Genomic DNA, 16,803 nt, shown 5'->3' on the forward strand with positions numbered 1-16,803 from the left:
CGAATGGGCGATTACCTGCCATTCATGCTGAAGCTAACCTGATCTATTGCTTTCTCGGCTTCATCAACGATCTGCTCGACCAGATCTTCGGTATTTGTGCCGATATATGCGTCCATGCGCCAGCGCCCATCGAGAAAGTGCTGACCGACTGGTGCTTCGATGAAAGCTACAATCTGCGCCAGTTCGCTTTCAGTGAACTCCCAGTTGATATGGCTTTCATATTCCTCCTGCCAGATATGACGATGCTTTTCATAGGCTGATGTAAGCACTGCAAAACTTGCATCGACAGCTTCGCCGAATGTCGCACCGCGCTCAACCGCATATGTAAAAACATGACCATCAGGAATGCCAAATCGCGTTACGAACTTCCCTGTATCGATCTGATGCTGAATGCCTGATGCGACCAAGAAGCGTCGAATAAGATCAACCTTGTAAGCGCTAGGCGGTTCTTCAATCTGGGCTGACGTCATATCCATCACGCCTTTCTGTCGAATCGCATTAAAGTCTGCAAATGAGCAATTTCAAAGCCGTTTCGCCTATCTCAAACCGGCTCCTCCACCAGTTCCGCAATCTCGAACGCATAGCTTTTCCAGCCGCGCATCTTCGCGCCGTCCGCTGCCGGGCCTTTCAGCTTCTTCGCTTCCGCCAGCGAGCGCGTATGGCCCCAGAATACCTCGGTCTTGCCATTTTCGAGCATGGCGACGATCCGCCAATAATGGGTGAGGGGGTCCGCAGTCGGCCCGATCCGCTTAACATAGCCGTCCGGCATGGTCGCGGTCAGATAGCGTTTCTTCTGCCGTGCCATAGGATCAGGCCTGATAGCGGTGCAGCCCGGCACCATGCGCGCGCAGCCATTCACGCGCCGGCCGGGGATCAGCGCCATAGATGCGCCTGTGCGCCGCGTGGAAGGCCGGGCTGTGGTCCATGTGCAGCAGATGGGCCAGTTCATGCGCCACGGTCGCCCGGCGCACCGCCGGCGGGGCCAGGATCAGCCGCCAGCTATAGCGGATCGCCCCGGATGAGGCGCAACTGCCCCAGCGGCTGCGCGTATCGCCCACGCCGACCGACGCCACGATCAGCCCATGTTCTCGCGCCAGTGCGTGACTCTCCGTCTCCAGCACCGCCTTCGCCCGCGCCACCAGCCAGCGCTGCACCCGCGCGCCGACTGATTCCGCCGCGCCGCCCAGCAGCAACCGGTCGCCCTCCAGCCTTATCGTCCGCGTCGCCCCTTCGACCCAGTGGATCAGGACGTCGCGCCCCTCCAATGGGAAGGTCGCACCATGCCCCAGCAGGGTGATCGCCGGCTGCTTGGCCATCTGCGCCCGCACCCAGCCTTCATGATCCTGCGCCCAGCCCAGCGCCTTGTTCAGATTTGCCCGTGCCGGCAGCGACAGGCGCAGCGCCCCGCGCGCACTGTCGATCGTCAACCGATAGGCCCGCGCCCGCGCAGACCGGCGCACCAGCACCGGCATGGCCACGCCGTCGATCAGGATCGCGGCGTCGGCTTCAGACTTCCCACCCTCAGACTTCGCGGTCGACAAGATGATTTTCCCAGTCGCCGGCGTCGGCCTCACCCACTGTCCAGCCGCGTACCGACTGGCCGGCGCGATGCACCGCCTCCCGATCGCCGCAGACCAGATAATGCCAGTCGGGCAGGGGCAGCCCTTCGCCGCGCAGCCGATAGGCGCAGGTGCGCGGCAGCCAGGCTATCTGGCGCACCTTGGCCGGGGTCAGCCGCACGCAATCGGGCACGAACTTGCGCCGGTCCTTGTAATTGCTGCATTGCCCGCTGTGCCGGTCGAGCAGGCGACACGCGATATTGGTCGGATAGATACGCCCCGTATCCTCATCCTGCGCCTTGTGCAGGCAGCATTTGCCGCAACCGTCGCACAAGGCTTCCCACTCGGCCTTGTCGAGTGTGTCGAGGGGCTTTTCCCAGAAGTGCGTCACTTGACCCATTTTTCAAGAAAGGCGAGCACCTTGTCGGGTGCGCCTTCGTCCACATCTGCCGTCGCGGGATCATCCACCGGCACCAGCGCCACCGGCTTGCCGTCGCCATCGAACAGATAGGGCGTGCGGCTGTGGCTGACCAGATAGTCGGTCGTGGCGCCGCCGGCTTTCTCCGGATTATATATGACCACGAAATCCTTCGCTACCTTCGCGATCTGGTCTTTCGTGCCGGTCAGGCCGATCAGGCGCGGGTGGAAGGCCGCGACATAATTTTTGAGCACCGCCGGCCTATCCCGCTCGGGATCGACGCTGATGAACATCGGCTGCACCTTGGCGGCCAGCGCCGGCTTCGCCTTCTCGAACTTGGCGAAAGCCTGCATGATCCGTTGCAGGTCGACCGGGCAGACGTCCGGGCAATAGGTATAGCCGAAATAGACCAGCCGATACTGGCCCTTATACTGGTCCCAGCGCGTCGGCTTGCCGTCCTGGTTGGTGAGCGTAAAGGGCGCCCCGATGCGCGCGCCGATCAATTCGCCCTGTTCGCTCTCCCCGCTTGATGCGTTCCCGCCAGCCCCCATATTGCAGGCAGCCAGCAGGGCAAGAAAGGGCAGAGCCACATAAGGCAGGGCGGCGATGGCGGCGTCTTTGTTCATGGCATGGCCAGCCATGCCCTGCTAGGACGTGATTTGCAATGCAACGGGGCGTATGATGAAGAGCAAGTTCCTTTCCGCTTTCCTGGGGTTGATCTCCATGGCGCTGCTGACGCCCGCCCCGGCGCAGGCGCAGTTTTCGGACAATTATAATTTCCTGAAGGCGGTGAAGGACAAGGACGGACAAAAGGTCACCGACCTCATCCAGAAGCCCGGCTCCACCGTCATCAACAGCCGTGATGTGTCCACCGGCGAAAATGCGCTGCATTTCATCGTCGCCCGGCGCGACGCCACCTGGCTGACCTTCCTGTTGTCGAAGGGCGCCAACCCCAACCTGACCGACAATGACGGCAATACCCCGCTGATGGACGCGGTGCAGGGCCGGTTCGAGGAAGGCGTGCGCGCGCTGCTCAGCTACAAGGCGCAGGTCGACAAGGTGAATGGCAGCGGCGAAACCCCGTTGATCCGGGCGGTGCAGTTGCGCGACATCGGCCTCGTCCGCCTGCTGGTGGCGCAGGGCGCCAATCCCGACAAGCGCGATACCATCGCCGGCATGTCCGCCCGCGACTATGCCGAGCGCGACGGCCGCACCCCCGGCCTGGTCGAAGCGCTGGACGCCGCCAAGACGACCGCCGCGCCCAAGGGCCCGGTCCAGGGTCCGGTCTTCTGATTGCAATTCGGCCGGGCCGGGCGAAGCCTCAGCCTTGCTCGGCCCGCACTTCATCCTCGCTCCACCAGCGCAGATGATGGGCGACCCCACTGCGCAGAATGCAGCTTTCCAGCGCGCTCGCCAGCCGATCCACCGTCTCGCTCGCATCGACCCGGCCCAGCCAGGTCCATATGCGCGGCTTGGACGGCTGGATGAAACAGAGATGCCCGTCGTCATAGGCGGCCAGCGCGCCACAGCCGATCCAGAGCGCAAAGCCCGGATTGTCCAGCGCCACGCACCATCCCCAATCCTCGGCCACCGCCTTGCGGATGCGATAGCCGTGCGCTGGCAGCCCGATCACCAGTTGCCGCGCCAGCAATTCGCCGCGCAACGCTGTGCCGGGCGGATCGCATAAAGCCCCGGATCGAAATTCCAGATGGGACCGCATCTCGCTCCCTGTCGCAGTGGATGGCTGGCCCTTACCAGCCGATCTCCGCAGCATGGTCCGGGTCGCTCAATGCCGTCAACCGCCGTGCGGCGCGCCGGGCGAAGCGCAGCGTCTCCGCCTTGCGCCGCGCGGCCGCCAGCGGCTCGACCGGGGCAGGGCGCACCAGTTCGGCATCATATTGGTCGGCGACGATCAGCCCGGTCCGCATCGGCCACAGCGCCTCGCTGTCGAACAGGGTCAGGTCGAACCCGGCCGGCACTGCCCAATAATAGCGGTCGCAATAGTCGAAATAGTCGGGCCACTTCATGTCGCCCAGCAGATCGGCCTTGCTGCACTTGATCTCCACGATGGTCAGCCGACCGGCCCCGTCGATCGCCATGATGTCGGCCCGGCGCCCGTTGGGCAGCGGCACTTCCAATATCCCGCTCATGTCATGGCGGAAGAAGAGCCGCAGCGTCCCGCGCGCCACCGCCAGCGCAGTGCCGTCGGTCAAAGGGGAACAGGCGTCGATCGGGGCGCTACTCATGGCCGCATCTTAGAACAAGACAGGAACAAATGAAAAGGCCGATTCGGAAAAACCGAACCGGCCTGAAAGTTTCGCCAGCGCGAACAGGCGCGTTATCCGCGCCGATCCTCTCAACGATAGAAGATATGATTGTCGATCGACGCCAGCTTCGCCTTGCCCCAGCCCGGCGAAACGCGGCGGGCGTGGAAGAAGAGCGCGCCTTCCGCGCGGCTGTCCCAGCTGTCGTTCGCCGCGATCTGGGCGATGGCGACGGCCTCGCGCCAGCTGCGGCTTTCGGTGCGCACCGGTGGCATGCCGCCGCCACGCACGAAGCTGAACTGGCTCGGCTGGTAGACGACGCCGCACAGGCTGCTGGCGAAACGGCCGGACTTGGCGCGGTTGATGATGACCCGCGCGACGGCCAGCTGGCCTTCCAGGCTTTCGCCCTTGGATTCGAAATAGACTGCACCCGCGAGGCACTTCATGTCGCCTTCCAGCTCCTCCGGCTCGCCTTGGGCGTCGACCAGAGCAGCGAGGCTGGTGGCCTGCGCGTCGGTATCAGTGGAAAATGCGTTGGCCTTCTTGGCCGAATCCAGCGACTGCGCAACTTCGTGCGGCGCGGAAAAAACGACGGCAGACTGGGTGCCGGTCGAAGCTGTGGCAGGGAAAGCCTGCGGAAGAGAAGTAACCGAAGCCATCGATTCGCTGGCGATCGACATGTCGGAGGCCGTGACCGCAGCGGCGGCGGACAGGGCAAAGGCTGCGACCAGGGCAGCTTTCAGACGAAAACTCATTACGGCTCAAAATCATGCGGTTCTTGGCCGGAAACGTCGTTTTAACTCATATTCTCTGACGTTCGGCCGCCCCCCGTCTGCGTGTTTACCGGCCCCGCCCCCCGTTGGGCGAATTCGGCAACCTGCGCGTTGGCGTTGGGGGCCTGTGCCGAAACCATGACGATGTGTCAACGATCAGCAGAGTGTTTCCACGGCAAACCGTTCCGCTTCCGGGACGTCGAGTTCAACGACCCACAGGTCGGGGTCCGACCTCTGCCGTCGCGCCAGATAGGCGTCCAGTGCCTCCGCTCCGTCATCAGGGGAAGGACCACAGCGCAATAACGCATGACCGCCATCAAAGTTCGACACGCGCTCAAAAAGGGCAGAAAACTGTCCCTTTTCAAGTATCTGAACCAAAATCACGCCGCTGATCTCATCGCCCTTGCGCAAAATGGTGGCGAAGCCGCCGGCAGCCCCCACCCGCCGCCGGAGCGCCCCCACCAGCATCGCGCTGGTGAGCCGCGCGTCAGCGGCCATCGCCCGGCCCATAGCCAGACAGCGAGGAGAGGGGGAATTGCGAGCGCATGAACGTGCCGGTGCCGCGCCCGACCTCCTCGCCATCCGCGTCGATCAGGCTCGCTTCGGCGACATAGACGCGGCGCTTGCCGCTGATCCAGCGGCCTTCCGCGCGGATGCGGCCGGGGCCGATCGGCCGGGTGAAGAGCAGATTGAAGGCAGTGGTCAGCAGGAAGCGGTCGCTGACCAGGCTGTTGGCGGCATAGAAAGCCGCATCGTCCAGCATCTTGAAATAGACGGTGCCATGCACCGCACCGGCGGCATGAAACTGGCTTTCATCGACATCGAAGTCGATCACCGACCGGCCCGGTTCGCTGATCGTCAGTTCCGACCGGAACAGCCGGTTGATCGGCGCGGAGCGATAGAGATTTTCCAGCGCGCGGAAATGCGCCGCCTCGCCACTCGCGCCGCTGATATCTTCAGGCAGCGTCACGCGCCCCGCCGCCCGCCAGCAGCGCATGCAGCGCTTCCGTCGACTGCGCGCCGCGCAGACGTGCCACCTGGCCTTCGTCGCGCAGATAGCGCGACACCCGCGCAAGCGTCTTGAGATGCTCGGCACCGCTGTCGACCGGCGACAGCAGGGCAAAAACGACATCCACCGGCGCATCATCCACCGCGTCGAACGGTACGGCCGGGTCCAGCAGCACGACCACGCCACACATCTGGCCAAGCCCGGCAATCTTGGCATGGGGAATGGCGACGCCGCCGCCAAAGCCGGTCGATCCCAGCCGCTCGCGCTCGAACAGCGCGTCGCCCACTTCGTCCGCGTCCAGATCATAGGCGCAGGCGGCGAGGGTCGCGATCTTCTGGAAGAGCGCTTTCTTGCCGTTCGCCGACAGGCCCGTCGCGAGCGCTTCGGCAGAAACGATGTCGTTGAAGTTAACCATGGTCAATCCGAAACGGCCGAGCCGCGCGGGCGAAAATTCGCGCTTTTCCTCGGACTATCAAAGCCCGGCCCCATAGGCCGCCTGCACCATCAGGTCAACAGGCGGCCGGGAACCGGCGTGGTGTAGCGGCGCGACCCAGCCGCTACCCCGGCATGGGCGGCAAGGCCATGCCCCGCCGCCGCGAACGGTGTCAGCCGCGGGGTTCCACCCAGCCGATCGTGCCATCATGGCGACGATAGACCATGTTATAGGCGGCCGTGCCGGCATTCAGGAACAGCAGCGCATTGGTGTTGCGCAGGTCCAGCATCATGACCGCATCGGACACGCTGGCTTCGGGAATATCGACCCGCGTTTCGGCGACGATCAGTGGCGCATCGGCCGCTTCTTCTTCATCCTCGCCCTGGCCGGCAAAGATGGTGTAGCCCGCGCCGTCGATATCATCGACGCTGTAGCTGCTGACGCGCTGTGCCTCGGCGGCGACCGCCTGGCCATGGCGATCCTTCAGCCGGCGCATGTAGCGGACCAGCTGCCGCTCGATCTTCGTCGCTGCCTGGTCGAAGGCCGGATGCGCCTCCTGCGCCTCGCCGGCGCCCTTCAGAATCAGGCCGGTCATCACATGGCAGACGATGTCGCAGTGGAAGGCTCCGTGCGGTGCCTTGCGAAAGGTCACCTGGGCGGAAAGCGTGCGGGAAAAATATTTCTCGGCCATCGCCTCCAGTCGTTCGGCAACATGCTCCTTGAGCGCCTCGCCCGTTTCGACCTGATGTCCGGAAACACGAATATCCATATGCCTTCTCCTTATTTTTGCCGGATGCTGGAAGGGCGATCCGGTGGGCATGGGAGGGCATAGGCCAGTGCGGTCTATGCCTCCTGAAGCCAGAGCGGGTCTTTCAGCGTCGCGACGAACGCTGCATGCCGCTCCAACTCCGCCGCGCTGGCCTCAAAGACCCGCGCGGGACGAACAGGGCGAACCACGGTTGATGCCGTCAGTTCCACCCCGACGATCTCTTTGTCTGCCTCCTGTGCCAGACCCAGGCCGATCTGCCGGCCGCCGGTCAGTTCGATATAGAGTTGCGCCAGCAATTCCGCGTCGAGCAGCGCGCCATGCTTGACGCGATGGCTGCGGTCGATGCCGTAGCGGGTGCAGAGCGCGTCCAGGCTATGCTTGGCGCCGGGATGCAGGGTGCGCGCGATCGCCACCGTGTCGATCATGCGATCCAACGATATGTCGGGCAGGCCGCACAGCTTCAGTTCGTGATTGAGGAATCCGAAGTCGAACCGCGCATTATGCGCGACCAGCGGGCTGTCCTCCAGAAAAGCCAGCAACTCGGTCGCGCCATTGGCAAAGACCGGATGCTTAGCCAGAAATTCCGCCGACAGGCCATGCACGTTATAGGCCGCTGCCGGCATGTCCCGCTCGGGATGATAATAAGCGTGGAAGGTCCGGCCGCTGGGTACGCGATTGATGAGTTCGATACAGCCGATCTCGACCAGCCTGTCGCCGGATGCCGGGTCGAATCCCGTCGTTTCGGTATCGAAAATAATCTCGCGCATCGCCCTCTTCATTCGACTCTGTGGGCCAACCCTTATCCACCTGTCTTCGTGCCAAGGCAAGCGACCAGTCGGCGCACCTGTGCACGGGTGTCGGCGAATGTCGTGCCCGTATGGATGATATAGTCCGCCCGCCGCCGCTTTTCAGCATCGGGGGTTTGCAGATGGACAATCTGGCGGAATTTTGCCGCACTCATGCCCGGCCGCGCCAGGACGCGCCGGCGCTGCTTCCATGCCGGCGCACTGACGACGATCACGCCGTCCAGCCATGTCTGCCCCTTCGTCTCGAACAGCAGCGGAATGTCGAGCACCACGAATCGGCGCGACCGGTGCCGGCGCAGGAATCGGGCACGGGCCGCCTGCACCGCCGGATGGACGATCGCCTCCAGCGCCCTGCGTTCCTGGGGATGGCCGAACACCGCCGCGCCAAGCTTAGCCCGGTCGACGCCCTTTGGCCCGGTCGTGCCGGGAAAGCGCGCCTCGATCGCCGGCAACAGCGCGCCGCCCGCGCCCTGCAAGCGGTGGACCTCGGCATCCGCATCGAACAGCGGCACGCCCTCACGCCGCAGCATCGCCGCCACCGCCGACTTGCCCATGCCGATCGACCCGGTGAGGCCGTAGACCTTCATCCGCCCGCCCTCAATCGTCCGCGGCTAGCAGCAGCGCGCGCAATTCCTCGTCCAGTTCGCGCGGCGCCTGCGCATCGAAGAAGATGTCGAAGGCCAGCGCCGCCTGACCGATCAGCATTTCCAGGCCATCCAGCGTCTTGAGGCCCCGCGCCCTGGCCGCCTTGAGCAGGCCCGTCTCCAGCGGCGCGTAGACGATATCATAGACGGTCGCCTCGTCGCGCAGCGGCGTCAGGTCAAGGTCCAGCGCCGGCTGACCCACCATGCCGAGCGAGGTCGAATTGACCAGCAGGTCGGCGGCGGGCAGCGCATCCCCCATGCCGATCACCCGGCCCTTGGTACCCCCATGATCCAGCAGCGCCTGCCCCCTGGCCGGATCGCGCGCCATAATGGTCAGTTCCGGCACGCCCAGACTCGCCAGCGCGAACAGGATCGCCCGCGCCGCGCCGCCCGATCCCACGATCACGGCGCTGCGGCCCTTCCACTTGTCGCGCAGCAGCGGCTGGAGGAATCCGCCGGCATCGGTATTGGTGCCGATCAGCGGCCCGCCCGTCTCGCTGGCGATGGTGTTGACCGCGCCGATCCGCTCGCGCACCCCGCCCGGATCGTCGACGAAATCCAGCACCGCCATCTTGTGCGGTATGGTGACGTTGCACCCCAGCCAGTCGGGATCGGCCCGGCGCACCAGGAAATAGGCGGCCAGCCCCTCGGGCGTCACATGAGTCTTCTTATATTCCGCCTCGATATCCAGCGCATTGAGCCAGAAATTGTGAATCAGCGGGGATTTGCTGTGCGCGATCGGATCACCGATGACTTCAGCATAAGGAAGGGCGTCGCTCATGCCGCCAAAACGCCGCGCACGCGCAGAAAGTCAAGCAGCGGCAGCAGTGGCAGCCCCTGAATCGCGAACTGGCTGCCCTCGACCTTGCTGAACAACTGCACCCCCGGCCCCTCGATCCGGTAACAGCCCACGCACCAGCGCAGTTTATCCCAGTCGGCGTCCAGATAGGATTGGATGAAGGCGTCGGACAAAGGCCGCACCGTCATCCGCACCCGCTCGACATGGCGCCAGATCGCTTCGCCATTGAGGGCAATGACGGCAGCGCTATGCAGATGATGCACCCGGCCCGACAGCAAGCGCAGGATTCGCGCTGCATCCGCCCGATCGACCGCCTTGTCGATCATCTCCCCGCGTTCCTCGCCGTCTCCCATGCTGAGAGTCTGATCGCATCCCAGTACCAGCGCCCCCGGCACCCGGCGCGACACTTTCAATGCCTTCAGTTCCGCCAGCGCATCGGCCAGCGCCCGCGCGTCGAGGCCGTCGGCGCGCAGCGCGTCCCTGGCCGCTTCCTCGTCGACGCCCGGTGAGAGCGCCTCGAACGGCACCTGCGCCGCGCTCAGCAGCGCCCGGCGGCTCGCACTTTGCGACGCCAGTACGATCATGATTCATGTCCTTCCGCCAGTTCGCGGTCGTTGAACAGGTTGATGATGGCGGCGGCCGCTTCCTCGATCGACCGGCGGGTCATGTCGATCACCGGCCAGCCATTGTCGGCAAACATGCGCCGGGCAAAGGCCAGTTCCTCCTGCACCTTCTCATTATCGACATAGGCCGTCTCGGGCGCCTGATTCAGCGACAACAGCCGGTTGCGGCGGATCTGGATCAGCCGTTCCGGGCTGACCGTCAGCCCCACCACCATCGGATGCTTCAGACTGTACAGGCTGCGCGGCGGCGGCGATTCCGGCACCAGCGGGATATTGGCGGTCTTGTAGCCGCGATTGGCCAGATAGATGGAGGTCGGCGTCTTGGACGCGCGCGACACGCCGGCCAGCACGATGTCCGCCTCCTCCCAATTCTCATGCCCCACGCCATCATCATGGGCGATGGTGAACTGGATCGCCTCGATCCGCGCGAAATAGGCTTCGTCCAATATATGCTTGCGGCCCGGCCGGGTCCGCGTCTCCTGCCCCAATATGTTGGACAGCGCGTCGGCCACGCTGTCCAGCGCCGCGACATGGGGCAGGCCGAGCGCGCGGCAGCGCGTTTCCAGCCGCCGCCGAAGCATGTGATTGGTCAGTGTGAACAGCACCAGCCCCGGATTGGCGCTGATCTCCTCCATGATCCGGTCGAGATGCACGTCGGACCGCACCATCGGCCAGAAATGGCGGATCGCCTCGACATTTTCGAACAGCCCGATCGCCGCTTTGGCGATATTCTCCAGCGTTTCGCCGGTGGAGTCAGACAGGAGATGCAGGTGGATGCGCGCCATGGGGACATCTCTGTTGGAGCCCTGTGGATAAAGCAAGGGATGAAATTGTGGATAAGTTCATGGGTTTTTCCCGTCCCCACTGACCGGAATCTTATCCACAGGCCCCCAACAGGCCCCTGATTCCATCCACAGCCTGTGGGTAACGGGGATTACGCAACTGACTCGCCACGTCTTCCGTGACTCTCCTGAGTCAATATGTTGGCAAAAGCGGGCACAGCGCATAAACCCCGCTGCCAACGGACCTACTATCTCCATCATCCCTTGAATCTAAATAATAAGAGAGAATGTGATGCGCGAAGACGCTCCGGTGAGCCTGACGGACAAGCCGCTCCTCGCCGTTCTGAAAGGGGACCGTCCTGCCGTCCCCCCCATGTGGCTGATGCGCCAGGCCGGCCGCTACCTGCCCGAATATCGCGCGCTGCGGGCGGACAAGGGTGGCTTCCTCGAACTCGTCTATGACAGCGCGGCCGCGGCCGAAGTCACGCTTCAGCCATTGCGCCGCTTCGGCTTCGACGGCGCGATCCTCTTTTCCGACATTTTGATCGTCCCCTATGCGATGGGACAGGATCTGTGGTTCGAGGCCGGCGAAGGCCCACGTCTCGCCCCGATCCTCGCCGAAACCGACCTGTCCGCGCTGACACCCGATTTCAGCCGTTTCGAGGCGATCTACGAAACGGTGCGGCAGGTGAAGGCGGCTCTGGACCCCCATGTCACCTTTCTGGGCTTTGCGGGCAGTCCCTGGACAATTTCGACCTATATGGTGGCGGGACAGGGCAGCAAGGATCATGGGCTGGCCCGCCGCATGGCCTATCAACAACCCGATCGCTTCGCCGCCTTGATCGACGCCATCGTCGATGCGACCGTCGTCTATCTGTGCGGCCAGATCGAAGCTGGCGTGGAAGCCGTCCAACTGTTCGACAGCTGGGCCGGCAGCCTGTCGCCGCTGCAATTCCAGCGCTGGGTGATCGAACCCAATAAGCGGATCGTCGCCCGGTTGAAGGCGCTGCATCCCGATATCCCGGTCATCGGCTTCCCCAAGGGCGCCGGCGCGAAACTGGCCGACTATGCCGCGCAGACCGGCGTGGATGCCGTGGGCGTTGATGAAACCATCGACCCGCATTGGGCCAATGTCGCGCTGCCCAAGGGCATGCCGGTGCAGGGCAATCTCGATCCGCTGGCGCTGATCGCGGGCGGCCGGGCGGTCGAGGAAGCGGTCGACCTGATCCGCGCCGCCTTTGCCGACCGGCCCCATATCATGAACCTTGGCCATGGTATTTTGCCCGACACGCCCATTGCGCATGTCGAATCGCTCATTAGCTATGTGCGAAAGGAAGGAGTGCGCGACTGATGGCCTATCTTGGCGCCGCCTATCTCTGGGTGAAGGCCGCCCATGTCATCTTCGTCATCTTCCTGATGGCGGGGCTGTTCATGATGCCGCGTTTCTTCGTCTATCATCAGGAAACCGTGCCCGGATCGCCCGAGGATAAGCGCTGGATCGAGCGGGAAGGGCGCCTGCTCAAGATCATTCTCAACCCTTCGCTGATTCTGGTCTGGCTCTTCGGCCTGATGCTGATGGTGGAAATCGGCGCCTGGCACTTCGGCTGGTTCCACCTGAAACTGCTCTTCGTGCTGGGTCTGTCGGGCTATCATGGCTGGATCGCGGGCTATACGAAGAAGCTGGCGCGGGGCGAACGCCCGCTCAGCGACAAGAAGCTGCGCATGCTGAACGAGATTCCGGGCGTTGCCGCGGCGGTCATCGTCATCGCCGTGATCGTGAAGCCCTTTTAAATCCTCCCCAAGCTTGCTTGGGGAGGGGGACCATTGCGTAGCAATGGTGGAGGGGAAGCAGCACAAGCTGTCCTATTTCCGCTTGGCTTGCTATACAGACGCACGCACGAATAGGATCAAGTCCGCGCAATAAAATATCAAAATTAGCGGGAAAAGTGCGAAGTTAAACGAAATCCACCGCGATATTGTCGATCAGCCGGGTCTTCCCCAGCTTCGCCGCGCCCAGCAGCCGGGCCGGCCGGTCCAGCACCGTCATCGGTTCCAGCGTCGCCGCGTCGCACAGCGACACATAGTCGATCGGCCCAAAACCATGGGCGGCCAGCGCCGCGATCGCCTGTGCCAGCGCGCCCTCGACCGGCTCGCCCTTCTCGATCTGCCGCTTCGCCTCGCCCAGCGCGCGGGGCAGGGCCAGCGCCGCCTTGCGCTCGTCTTCGCTCAGATAAGCGTTGCGGGAGGAGAGGGCGAGGCCATCCTCGGCCCGCTGGGTCGGCAGGCCGACAATCTCGATGGGCAGGTTCAGGTCGGCGACAAAGCGGCGGATCACGGCGAGTTGCTGATAATCCTTCTCGCCAAAGATGGCGATATCGGGCCGGACCTGGTTGAACAGCTTGGTGACGACCGTGGCCACGCCATCGAAATGGCCCGGCCGCGCCGCGCCGTCCAGCCCGTCGCTGATCCCGGTCACGCTGATGTTGGTGGCATAGCCGGCCGGGTACATCACATCGACCGTCGGCATCCAGAGAATGTCGACACCGGCCGCCTGCACCATCTGCGCATCCTTCGCCTCGCGCCGCGGATAGGCGTCCAGATCCTCGTTCGGGCCGAACTGGCGCGGATTGACGAAGATCGACACGACGACATGCCGGCCATGGCGCCGCGCTTCCTCGACCAGCGCCATGTGCCCGTCATGCAAGGCGCCCATGGTGGGCACCAATACCAGCGGCTTTCCGTCGCTTTTCAGGGCCTGGACGGCGGCACGAAGGGCGGGCAGGTCACGCAATATTTGCACGGAAGTCACGGCTCCGATAAGGGCAAAATCCTATGGCTGTCCTGCTAGGCTCGTGCCGGCGCGACCGTCAACACGCATTGCGACAATCAACGGGGTAAACTGGGGCCAATGGGCAATCCGCAGCCGCATCTTATCGTCTTCGCCAATGAAAAGGGCGGGACCGGCAAGTCGACCACGGCGGTCCATACCGCCATCGCCCTGTCGGCGCTGGGGCACAAGGTTGGCCTGATCGACCTCGATCCGCGTCAGCGCACCGTCACCCGCTATATGGAAAACCGGCAGGAAACGGCCCGGCGCCGCGGCATCGACCTGCCCATGCCGGTGTTCGACGTCTTCACCGGCGACAGCATCGCCGCGCTGGACGATCAGGTGATTTCGCTCGCCGTCGGCAACGATTATCTGGTGGTCGACACGCCCGGTCGCGATGACGTCTATGCCCGCCATCTGGCGCCGCACGCCAACACGCTGGTCACGCCGATGAACGACAGTTTCGTCGATTTCGACCTGATCGGCCAGGTCGATCCGGAAACCTTCAAGGTGCGCAGCCCCTCCTTTTATTCCGAACTCATCTTCGACGCGCGCAAGGCGCGGGCCAAGGTCGACGGCGTCACGATCGACTGGGTGGTGCTGCGCAACCGCGTGCAGCATCATGACGCCCGCAACAAGAAGCGGGTCGGCGACGCGCTCATGGAACTCTCCCGCCGCGTGGGATTCCGCGTGATTCCGGGGCTTTCGGAACGAGTCATTTTCCGCGAACTCTTCCCTTCAGGCCTCACCCTCCTCGACAAGGGGCATCTGGGTGAGCTGGGCGTCAGCCATATCGCCGCCCGGCAGGAGTTGCGCGAAATGGTGTCGGGCCTCGCGCTGCCCACGCTGGAGGGCACCGGCGCGCTGGACCTGCTCGGCGCGGCCTGATGGGCCTGTTGACGCTCCTGATCGCTGCACTCGCGGTCTGGCTGATCTGGACGGGAAGGTTGCAACGCATGACGGCAAAGGATGGCATGGCGCTGGGCGTGGCGCTCGTGGGCGCGGTACTGGCGGCCAAGGGCAAGCCGGTGATCGGCGCCCCGCTGCTGATCGGCGCGGCGCTTTTCTTCGCCAAGCAGGGCAATATCAAGGCCAAGGCGAAAGGGCGGAAAACGGCTGTTCCGCCATCCCCGCCGCGCGCCGATGATATCGCCAAGGCCCGCGCGCTGCTGGGTCTGTCGCCCGATGCCGATGCCAAGGCGATCCGCGCGGCCCATCGCCGCCTGATCGCCTCTGTCCATCCCGACAAGGGCGGCACCGAAGCGCTGGCGGCGCAGATCAACGCTGCCCGCGACCTGCTGCTCGCCGACCAGAAACAGCGGTGAACCATCATTTCCACCCGACCCTGCTGCGCGACTATGATCTGCGCGGCCGGGTAGGGGATACGCTGCACGAAGCCGATGCCTGGGCGCTGGGACGCAGCTTCGGCACGGTGATTGCCCGATCGGGCGGCGGGCGTATCGCGGTCGGCTATGACGGCCGGCTGAGTTCGCCGATGCTGGAATCGGCGTTGGTTGCCGGACTCCTTGAGACTGGAATCGATGTGCTGCGCATCGGCCTTGGCCCGACGCCGATGCTATATCATGCCGAAGCAACGCAAGATGTGGATGGCGGCATCCAGATAACCGGCAGTCATAATCCCGGCGACCAGAATGGCTTCAAGCTGGTGAAGGGTCATGCCCCCTTTTTCGGCGCCGACATTCAGACTCTGGGCGTCATGGCGGCAGCGGGCGACTGGGACTCCGGCGCGGGCCATGTCGAGACGGTCGATATCATGGACGCCTATGCGGCGCGGCTGGTGCAGGGGTTCGATGGCCCGGCCTGCCGCATCGGCTGGGACGCGGGCAATGGCGCCGCCGGCCCGGTAGTCGAGAAGCTGGCGCAATTGCTCCCCGGTGAGCATCATCTGCTTTTCACCGATATAGACGGACATTTTCCCAACCATCATCCCGATCCTTCCGAAGACAAGAATCTGGCCGATCTGCGCGCTCTCGTCCGCGACAAGCAGCTCGATTTCGGTGTGGCTTTCGATGGCGATGGCGACCGGATCGGCGTGATCGACAGCCTCGGCCGCACGCTCCCCGGCGATCAGCTGCTCGGCCTGTTCGCGCAGGTCGTGCTGCAAAACCGCCCCGGCGGCAGGATCGTGGGCGATGTGAAGGCCAGCCAGACCATCTTCGACCGCATCGCCGCGCTGGGTGGCCGGCCCGACATGTGGAAGACCGGCCACAGCCATATCAAGTCCAGAATGAAGCAGATTGGCAGCCCGCTCGGTGGTGAAACCACCGGCCATCTCTTCTTTGCCGATGAGTATCCCGGCTATGATGATGGCCTTTACGCTGCCGTCCGCCTGATCCGGGCGGTCGGGTCGCTGGGGCGCGGCGTCACCGCGCTGCATGATGCTATGCCCGCCACCATCATCACTCCGGAATGGCGCTTCCCGGTCGCGGATTCCCGCAAGTTCGCCGTGATCGCGGAGATCCTCGCCCGGCTGGAGAAAGAAGGCGCCGATATCTGCACCATCGACGGAGTCAGGGTGCGGTCTGGCGATGGCTGGTGGCTGCTGCGTGCGTCCAACACCGAGGCTGCACTGGTGGCACGCGCCGAATCGACGAATCAGGTCGATCTCGACCGGCTGATCCGCGAAATCGATGCCCAGTTGGCCGAATCAGGCGTGACAAGACTGGAATCGCGCTGAATTCGCGATTTTTCCGATGATACTTTGGTCTTATGTCCGCAATGTGATGAAGGATTTTCCCTTACGGAAAGCGTCAGCAAGGATAACGATTGCAGAAAACGCAACCATGTTTGTCTGTTTCGCATTTGCGACAATCGTCGCTGCACCGCAAAAGGAACTCGCCTTTCAGGCATCCTCTCCTAAAACTTCAAGGCCGTCCTTCCGGGCGGCTTTTTTTTGTCTTTTTTTCGCGCCCCGCGATTCCGCCAAGCCGTAGCGTTTCCTTTCCGTAAACGTCAGGTCTGCGCTGACCAAGTGCGCGATGGCCGATCGGCAACACTGGAAATTAACGACATCTTTGCTAAGCCCGCTGGCTCATAAGCCGGCTTCGCGCGTTGCAGGGGCGCCGAACGGCAGCAG

The 16,803-nt window shown here is 63.8% G+C and carries 24 protein-coding genes; 6 read left to right on the forward strand and 18 right to left on the reverse strand.

Features of this window, described 5'->3' with window-relative positions:
- Positions 1-11: 11 nt before the first annotated feature.
- The 5 genes from ACNHGR_RS13940 to ACNHGR_RS13960 form a co-directional block, all read right to left on the reverse strand.
- Positions 12-470 carry a DUF2059 domain-containing protein gene (locus ACNHGR_RS13940; protein WP_475286847.1) on the reverse strand — a complete coding sequence of 153 codons (459 nt, stop codon included), beginning with the start codon at positions 468-470 and terminating at the stop codon, positions 12-14.
- Between the two features lie 71 nt (positions 471-541).
- Positions 542-805, reverse strand: a complete 264-nt coding sequence (locus tag ACNHGR_RS13945) for a hypothetical protein (RefSeq protein ID WP_475286848.1) — start codon at positions 803-805, stop codon at positions 542-544.
- A gap of 4 nt (positions 806-809) precedes the next feature.
- Positions 810-1,472 (reverse strand): M48 family metallopeptidase, encoded by a 663-nt coding sequence (locus ACNHGR_RS13950; protein ID WP_475288427.1) that lies wholly within the window; start codon positions 1,470-1,472, stop codon positions 810-812.
- Positions 1,473-1,521: 49 nt separating this feature from the next.
- Positions 1,522-1,959 carry a YcgN family cysteine cluster protein gene (locus tag ACNHGR_RS13955; protein ID WP_475286850.1) on the reverse strand — a complete coding sequence of 146 codons (438 nt, stop codon included), beginning with the start codon at positions 1,957-1,959 and terminating at the stop codon, positions 1,522-1,524.
- Complete coding sequence (locus ACNHGR_RS13960; protein WP_475286852.1) at positions 1,947-2,618, reverse strand: SCO family protein; 672 nt, start codon at positions 2,616-2,618, stop codon at positions 1,947-1,949. Before ACNHGR_RS13960 ends, ACNHGR_RS13955 begins: the two co-directional genes overlap by 13 nt.
- A gap of 40 nt (positions 2,619-2,658) precedes the next feature.
- Here ACNHGR_RS13960 and ACNHGR_RS13965 point away from each other — a divergent pair, with 40 nt between their 5' ends.
- Positions 2,659-3,270, forward strand: coding sequence for an ankyrin repeat domain-containing protein (locus ACNHGR_RS13965; RefSeq protein ID WP_184272217.1), 612 nt, complete (start codon positions 2,659-2,661; stop codon positions 3,268-3,270).
- A gap of 28 nt (positions 3,271-3,298) precedes the next feature.
- Here ACNHGR_RS13965 and ACNHGR_RS13970 read toward each other — a convergent pair whose 3' ends face one another.
- The 12 genes from ACNHGR_RS13970 to ACNHGR_RS14025 form a co-directional block, all read right to left on the reverse strand.
- Complete coding sequence (locus ACNHGR_RS13970) at positions 3,299-3,697, reverse strand: hypothetical protein (protein ID WP_475286854.1); 399 nt, start codon at positions 3,695-3,697, stop codon at positions 3,299-3,301.
- A 31-nt stretch (positions 3,698-3,728) separates the two neighbouring features.
- A complete protein-coding gene (locus tag ACNHGR_RS13975) occupies positions 3,729-4,223 on the reverse strand; it encodes an MmcB family DNA repair protein (RefSeq protein ID WP_475286856.1) in 495 nt (164 codons plus the stop codon).
- A gap of 110 nt (positions 4,224-4,333) precedes the next feature.
- The gene (locus ACNHGR_RS13980; RefSeq protein ID WP_475286858.1) at positions 4,334-4,996 is read right to left on the reverse strand and encodes a cell wall hydrolase; all 663 of its coding nucleotides are present in this window, start codon (positions 4,994-4,996) and stop codon (positions 4,334-4,336) included.
- Between the two features lie 174 nt (positions 4,997-5,170).
- On the reverse strand, positions 5,171-5,512 hold the full coding sequence (locus tag ACNHGR_RS13985; protein WP_184268516.1) for a DUF1491 family protein: 342 nt from the start codon (positions 5,510-5,512) through the stop codon (positions 5,171-5,173).
- Positions 5,502-6,011: a PaaI family thioesterase gene (locus ACNHGR_RS13990; protein ID WP_184268518.1), complete on the reverse strand. Its 510-nt coding sequence runs from the start codon at positions 6,009-6,011 to the stop codon at positions 5,502-5,504. The genes ACNHGR_RS13985 and ACNHGR_RS13990 overlap by 11 nt, the downstream gene beginning before the upstream one ends.
- On the reverse strand, positions 5,971-6,438 hold the full coding sequence (locus ACNHGR_RS13995; RefSeq protein ID WP_184268519.1) for a PTS sugar transporter subunit IIA: 468 nt from the start codon (positions 6,436-6,438) through the stop codon (positions 5,971-5,973). Before ACNHGR_RS13995 ends, ACNHGR_RS13990 begins: the two co-directional genes overlap by 41 nt.
- 190 nt (positions 6,439-6,628) lie before the next feature.
- Positions 6,629-7,225, reverse strand: a complete 597-nt coding sequence (gene hpf / locus ACNHGR_RS14000) for a ribosome hibernation-promoting factor, HPF/YfiA family (protein ID WP_184268521.1) — start codon at positions 7,223-7,225, stop codon at positions 6,629-6,631.
- A 74-nt stretch (positions 7,226-7,299) separates the two neighbouring features.
- Positions 7,300-7,992 carry a DNA polymerase III subunit epsilon gene (gene dnaQ, locus ACNHGR_RS14005; protein ID WP_184268525.1) on the reverse strand — a complete coding sequence of 231 codons (693 nt, stop codon included), beginning with the start codon at positions 7,990-7,992 and terminating at the stop codon, positions 7,300-7,302.
- Positions 7,993-8,024: 32 nt separating this feature from the next.
- Positions 8,025-8,618, reverse strand: coding sequence for a dephospho-CoA kinase (gene coaE, locus ACNHGR_RS14010; RefSeq protein WP_184268527.1), 594 nt, complete (start codon positions 8,616-8,618; stop codon positions 8,025-8,027).
- A 10-nt stretch (positions 8,619-8,628) separates the two neighbouring features.
- Entirely contained in the window at positions 8,629-9,456 is an 828-nt protein-coding gene (aroE, locus tag ACNHGR_RS14015) for a shikimate dehydrogenase (RefSeq protein ID WP_475286863.1), read from the reverse strand.
- Positions 9,453-10,058: a Maf family protein gene (locus ACNHGR_RS14020; RefSeq protein WP_475286864.1), complete on the reverse strand. Its 606-nt coding sequence runs from the start codon at positions 10,056-10,058 to the stop codon at positions 9,453-9,455. The genes aroE and ACNHGR_RS14020 overlap by 4 nt, the downstream gene beginning before the upstream one ends.
- Positions 10,055-10,882 (reverse strand): pyruvate, water dikinase regulatory protein, encoded by an 828-nt coding sequence (locus tag ACNHGR_RS14025; RefSeq protein WP_184268533.1) that lies wholly within the window; start codon positions 10,880-10,882, stop codon positions 10,055-10,057. Before ACNHGR_RS14025 ends, ACNHGR_RS14020 begins: the two co-directional genes overlap by 4 nt.
- Positions 10,883-11,171: 289 nt before the next feature.
- Here ACNHGR_RS14025 and hemE point away from each other — a divergent pair, with 289 nt between their 5' ends.
- Positions 11,172-12,230, forward strand: coding sequence for a uroporphyrinogen decarboxylase (hemE, locus tag ACNHGR_RS14030; RefSeq protein WP_475286867.1), 1,059 nt, complete (start codon positions 11,172-11,174; stop codon positions 12,228-12,230).
- Positions 12,230-12,670 (forward strand): CopD family protein, encoded by a 441-nt coding sequence (locus ACNHGR_RS14035; RefSeq protein ID WP_184268537.1) that lies wholly within the window; start codon positions 12,230-12,232, stop codon positions 12,668-12,670. The genes hemE and ACNHGR_RS14035 overlap by 1 nt, the downstream gene beginning before the upstream one ends.
- Positions 12,671-12,833: 163 nt before the next feature.
- On the opposite strand, the gene panC is transcribed toward ACNHGR_RS14035, so the two are convergent.
- Positions 12,834-13,679, reverse strand: coding sequence for a pantoate--beta-alanine ligase (gene panC, locus ACNHGR_RS14040; RefSeq protein ID WP_475286869.1), 846 nt, complete (start codon positions 13,677-13,679; stop codon positions 12,834-12,836).
- Positions 13,680-13,787: 108 nt separating this feature from the next.
- Here panC and ACNHGR_RS14045 point away from each other — a divergent pair, with 108 nt between their 5' ends.
- Genes ACNHGR_RS14045 through pgmG form a run of 3 tightly spaced genes read left to right on the forward strand, consistent with a single transcriptional unit; the run spans position 13,788 to position 16,404 of the window.
- Positions 13,788-14,594, forward strand: a complete 807-nt coding sequence (locus ACNHGR_RS14045) for a division plane positioning ATPase MipZ (RefSeq protein ID WP_475286871.1) — start codon at positions 13,788-13,790, stop codon at positions 14,592-14,594.
- Positions 14,594-15,031 (forward strand): J domain-containing protein, encoded by a 438-nt coding sequence (locus ACNHGR_RS14050; protein ID WP_475286873.1) that lies wholly within the window; start codon positions 14,594-14,596, stop codon positions 15,029-15,031. The genes ACNHGR_RS14045 and ACNHGR_RS14050 overlap by 1 nt, the downstream gene beginning before the upstream one ends.
- On the forward strand, positions 15,028-16,404 hold the full coding sequence (gene pgmG / locus ACNHGR_RS14055; RefSeq protein WP_475286875.1) for a phosphoglucomutase/phosphomannomutase PgmG: 1,377 nt from the start codon (positions 15,028-15,030) through the stop codon (positions 16,402-16,404). The genes ACNHGR_RS14050 and pgmG overlap by 4 nt, the downstream gene beginning before the upstream one ends.
- Positions 16,405-16,803 lie beyond the last annotated feature (399 nt).

The organism is Sphingobium sp. RS1 (assembly GCF_056156825.1).

Bases quoted from the DNA above. Each gene is read 5' to 3' on its own strand.
- ACNHGR_RS13980 (WP_475286858.1), bottom strand. From the start codon at position 4,996: ATGAGTTTTCGTCTGAAAGCTGCCCTGGTCGCAGCCTTTGCCCTGTCC.
- coaE (WP_184268527.1), bottom strand. From the start codon at position 8,618: ATGAAGGTCTACGGCCTCACCGGGTCGATCGGCATGGGCAAGTCGGCG.
- ACNHGR_RS13965 (WP_184272217.1), top strand. From the start codon at position 2,659: ATGAAGAGCAAGTTCCTTTCCGCTTTCCTGGGGTTGATCTCCATGGCG.
- ACNHGR_RS14035 (WP_184268537.1), top strand. From the start codon at position 12,230: ATGGCCTATCTTGGCGCCGCCTATCTCTGGGTGAAGGCCGCCCATGTC.
- ACNHGR_RS14045 (WP_475286871.1), top strand. From the start codon at position 13,788: ATGGGCAATCCGCAGCCGCATCTTATCGTCTTCGCCAATGAAAAGGGC.
- ACNHGR_RS13960 (WP_475286852.1), bottom strand. From the start codon at position 2,618: ATGGCTGGCCATGCCATGAACAAAGACGCCGCCATCGCCGCCCTGCCT.
- ACNHGR_RS13955 (WP_475286850.1), bottom strand. From the start codon at position 1,959: ATGGGTCAAGTGACGCACTTCTGGGAAAAGCCCCTCGACACACTCGAC.
- dnaQ (WP_184268525.1), bottom strand. From the start codon at position 7,992: ATGCGCGAGATTATTTTCGATACCGAAACGACGGGATTCGACCCGGCA.
- ACNHGR_RS13970 (WP_475286854.1), bottom strand. From the start codon at position 3,697: ATGCGGTCCCATCTGGAATTTCGATCCGGGGCTTTATGCGATCCGCCC.
- ACNHGR_RS13990 (WP_184268518.1), bottom strand. From the start codon at position 6,011: ATGCGCTGCTGGCGGGCGGCGGGGCGCGTGACGCTGCCTGAAGATATC.
- ACNHGR_RS14025 (WP_184268533.1), bottom strand. From the start codon at position 10,882: ATGGCGCGCATCCACCTGCATCTCCTGTCTGACTCCACCGGCGAAACG.
- ACNHGR_RS13950 (WP_475288427.1), bottom strand. From the start codon at position 1,472: ATGCCGGTGCTGGTGCGCCGGTCTGCGCGGGCGCGGGCCTATCGGTTG.
- ACNHGR_RS13940 (WP_475286847.1), bottom strand. From the start codon at position 470: ATGACGTCAGCCCAGATTGAAGAACCGCCTAGCGCTTACAAGGTTGAT.
- ACNHGR_RS13995 (WP_184268519.1), bottom strand. From the start codon at position 6,438: ATGGTTAACTTCAACGACATCGTTTCTGCCGAAGCGCTCGCGACGGGC.
- hpf (WP_184268521.1), bottom strand. From the start codon at position 7,225: ATGGATATTCGTGTTTCCGGACATCAGGTCGAAACGGGCGAGGCGCTC.
- ACNHGR_RS13975 (WP_475286856.1), bottom strand. From the start codon at position 4,223: ATGAGTAGCGCCCCGATCGACGCCTGTTCCCCTTTGACCGACGGCACT.
- ACNHGR_RS14050 (WP_475286873.1), top strand. From the start codon at position 14,594: ATGGGCCTGTTGACGCTCCTGATCGCTGCACTCGCGGTCTGGCTGATC.
- ACNHGR_RS13945 (WP_475286848.1), bottom strand. From the start codon at position 805: ATGGCACGGCAGAAGAAACGCTATCTGACCGCGACCATGCCGGACGGC.
- ACNHGR_RS14020 (WP_475286864.1), bottom strand. From the start codon at position 10,058: ATGATCGTACTGGCGTCGCAAAGTGCGAGCCGCCGGGCGCTGCTGAGC.
- hemE (WP_475286867.1), top strand. From the start codon at position 11,172: ATGCGCGAAGACGCTCCGGTGAGCCTGACGGACAAGCCGCTCCTCGCC.
- ACNHGR_RS13985 (WP_184268516.1), bottom strand. From the start codon at position 5,512: ATGGCCGCTGACGCGCGGCTCACCAGCGCGATGCTGGTGGGGGCGCTC.
- aroE (WP_475286863.1), bottom strand. From the start codon at position 9,456: ATGAGCGACGCCCTTCCTTATGCTGAAGTCATCGGTGATCCGATCGCG.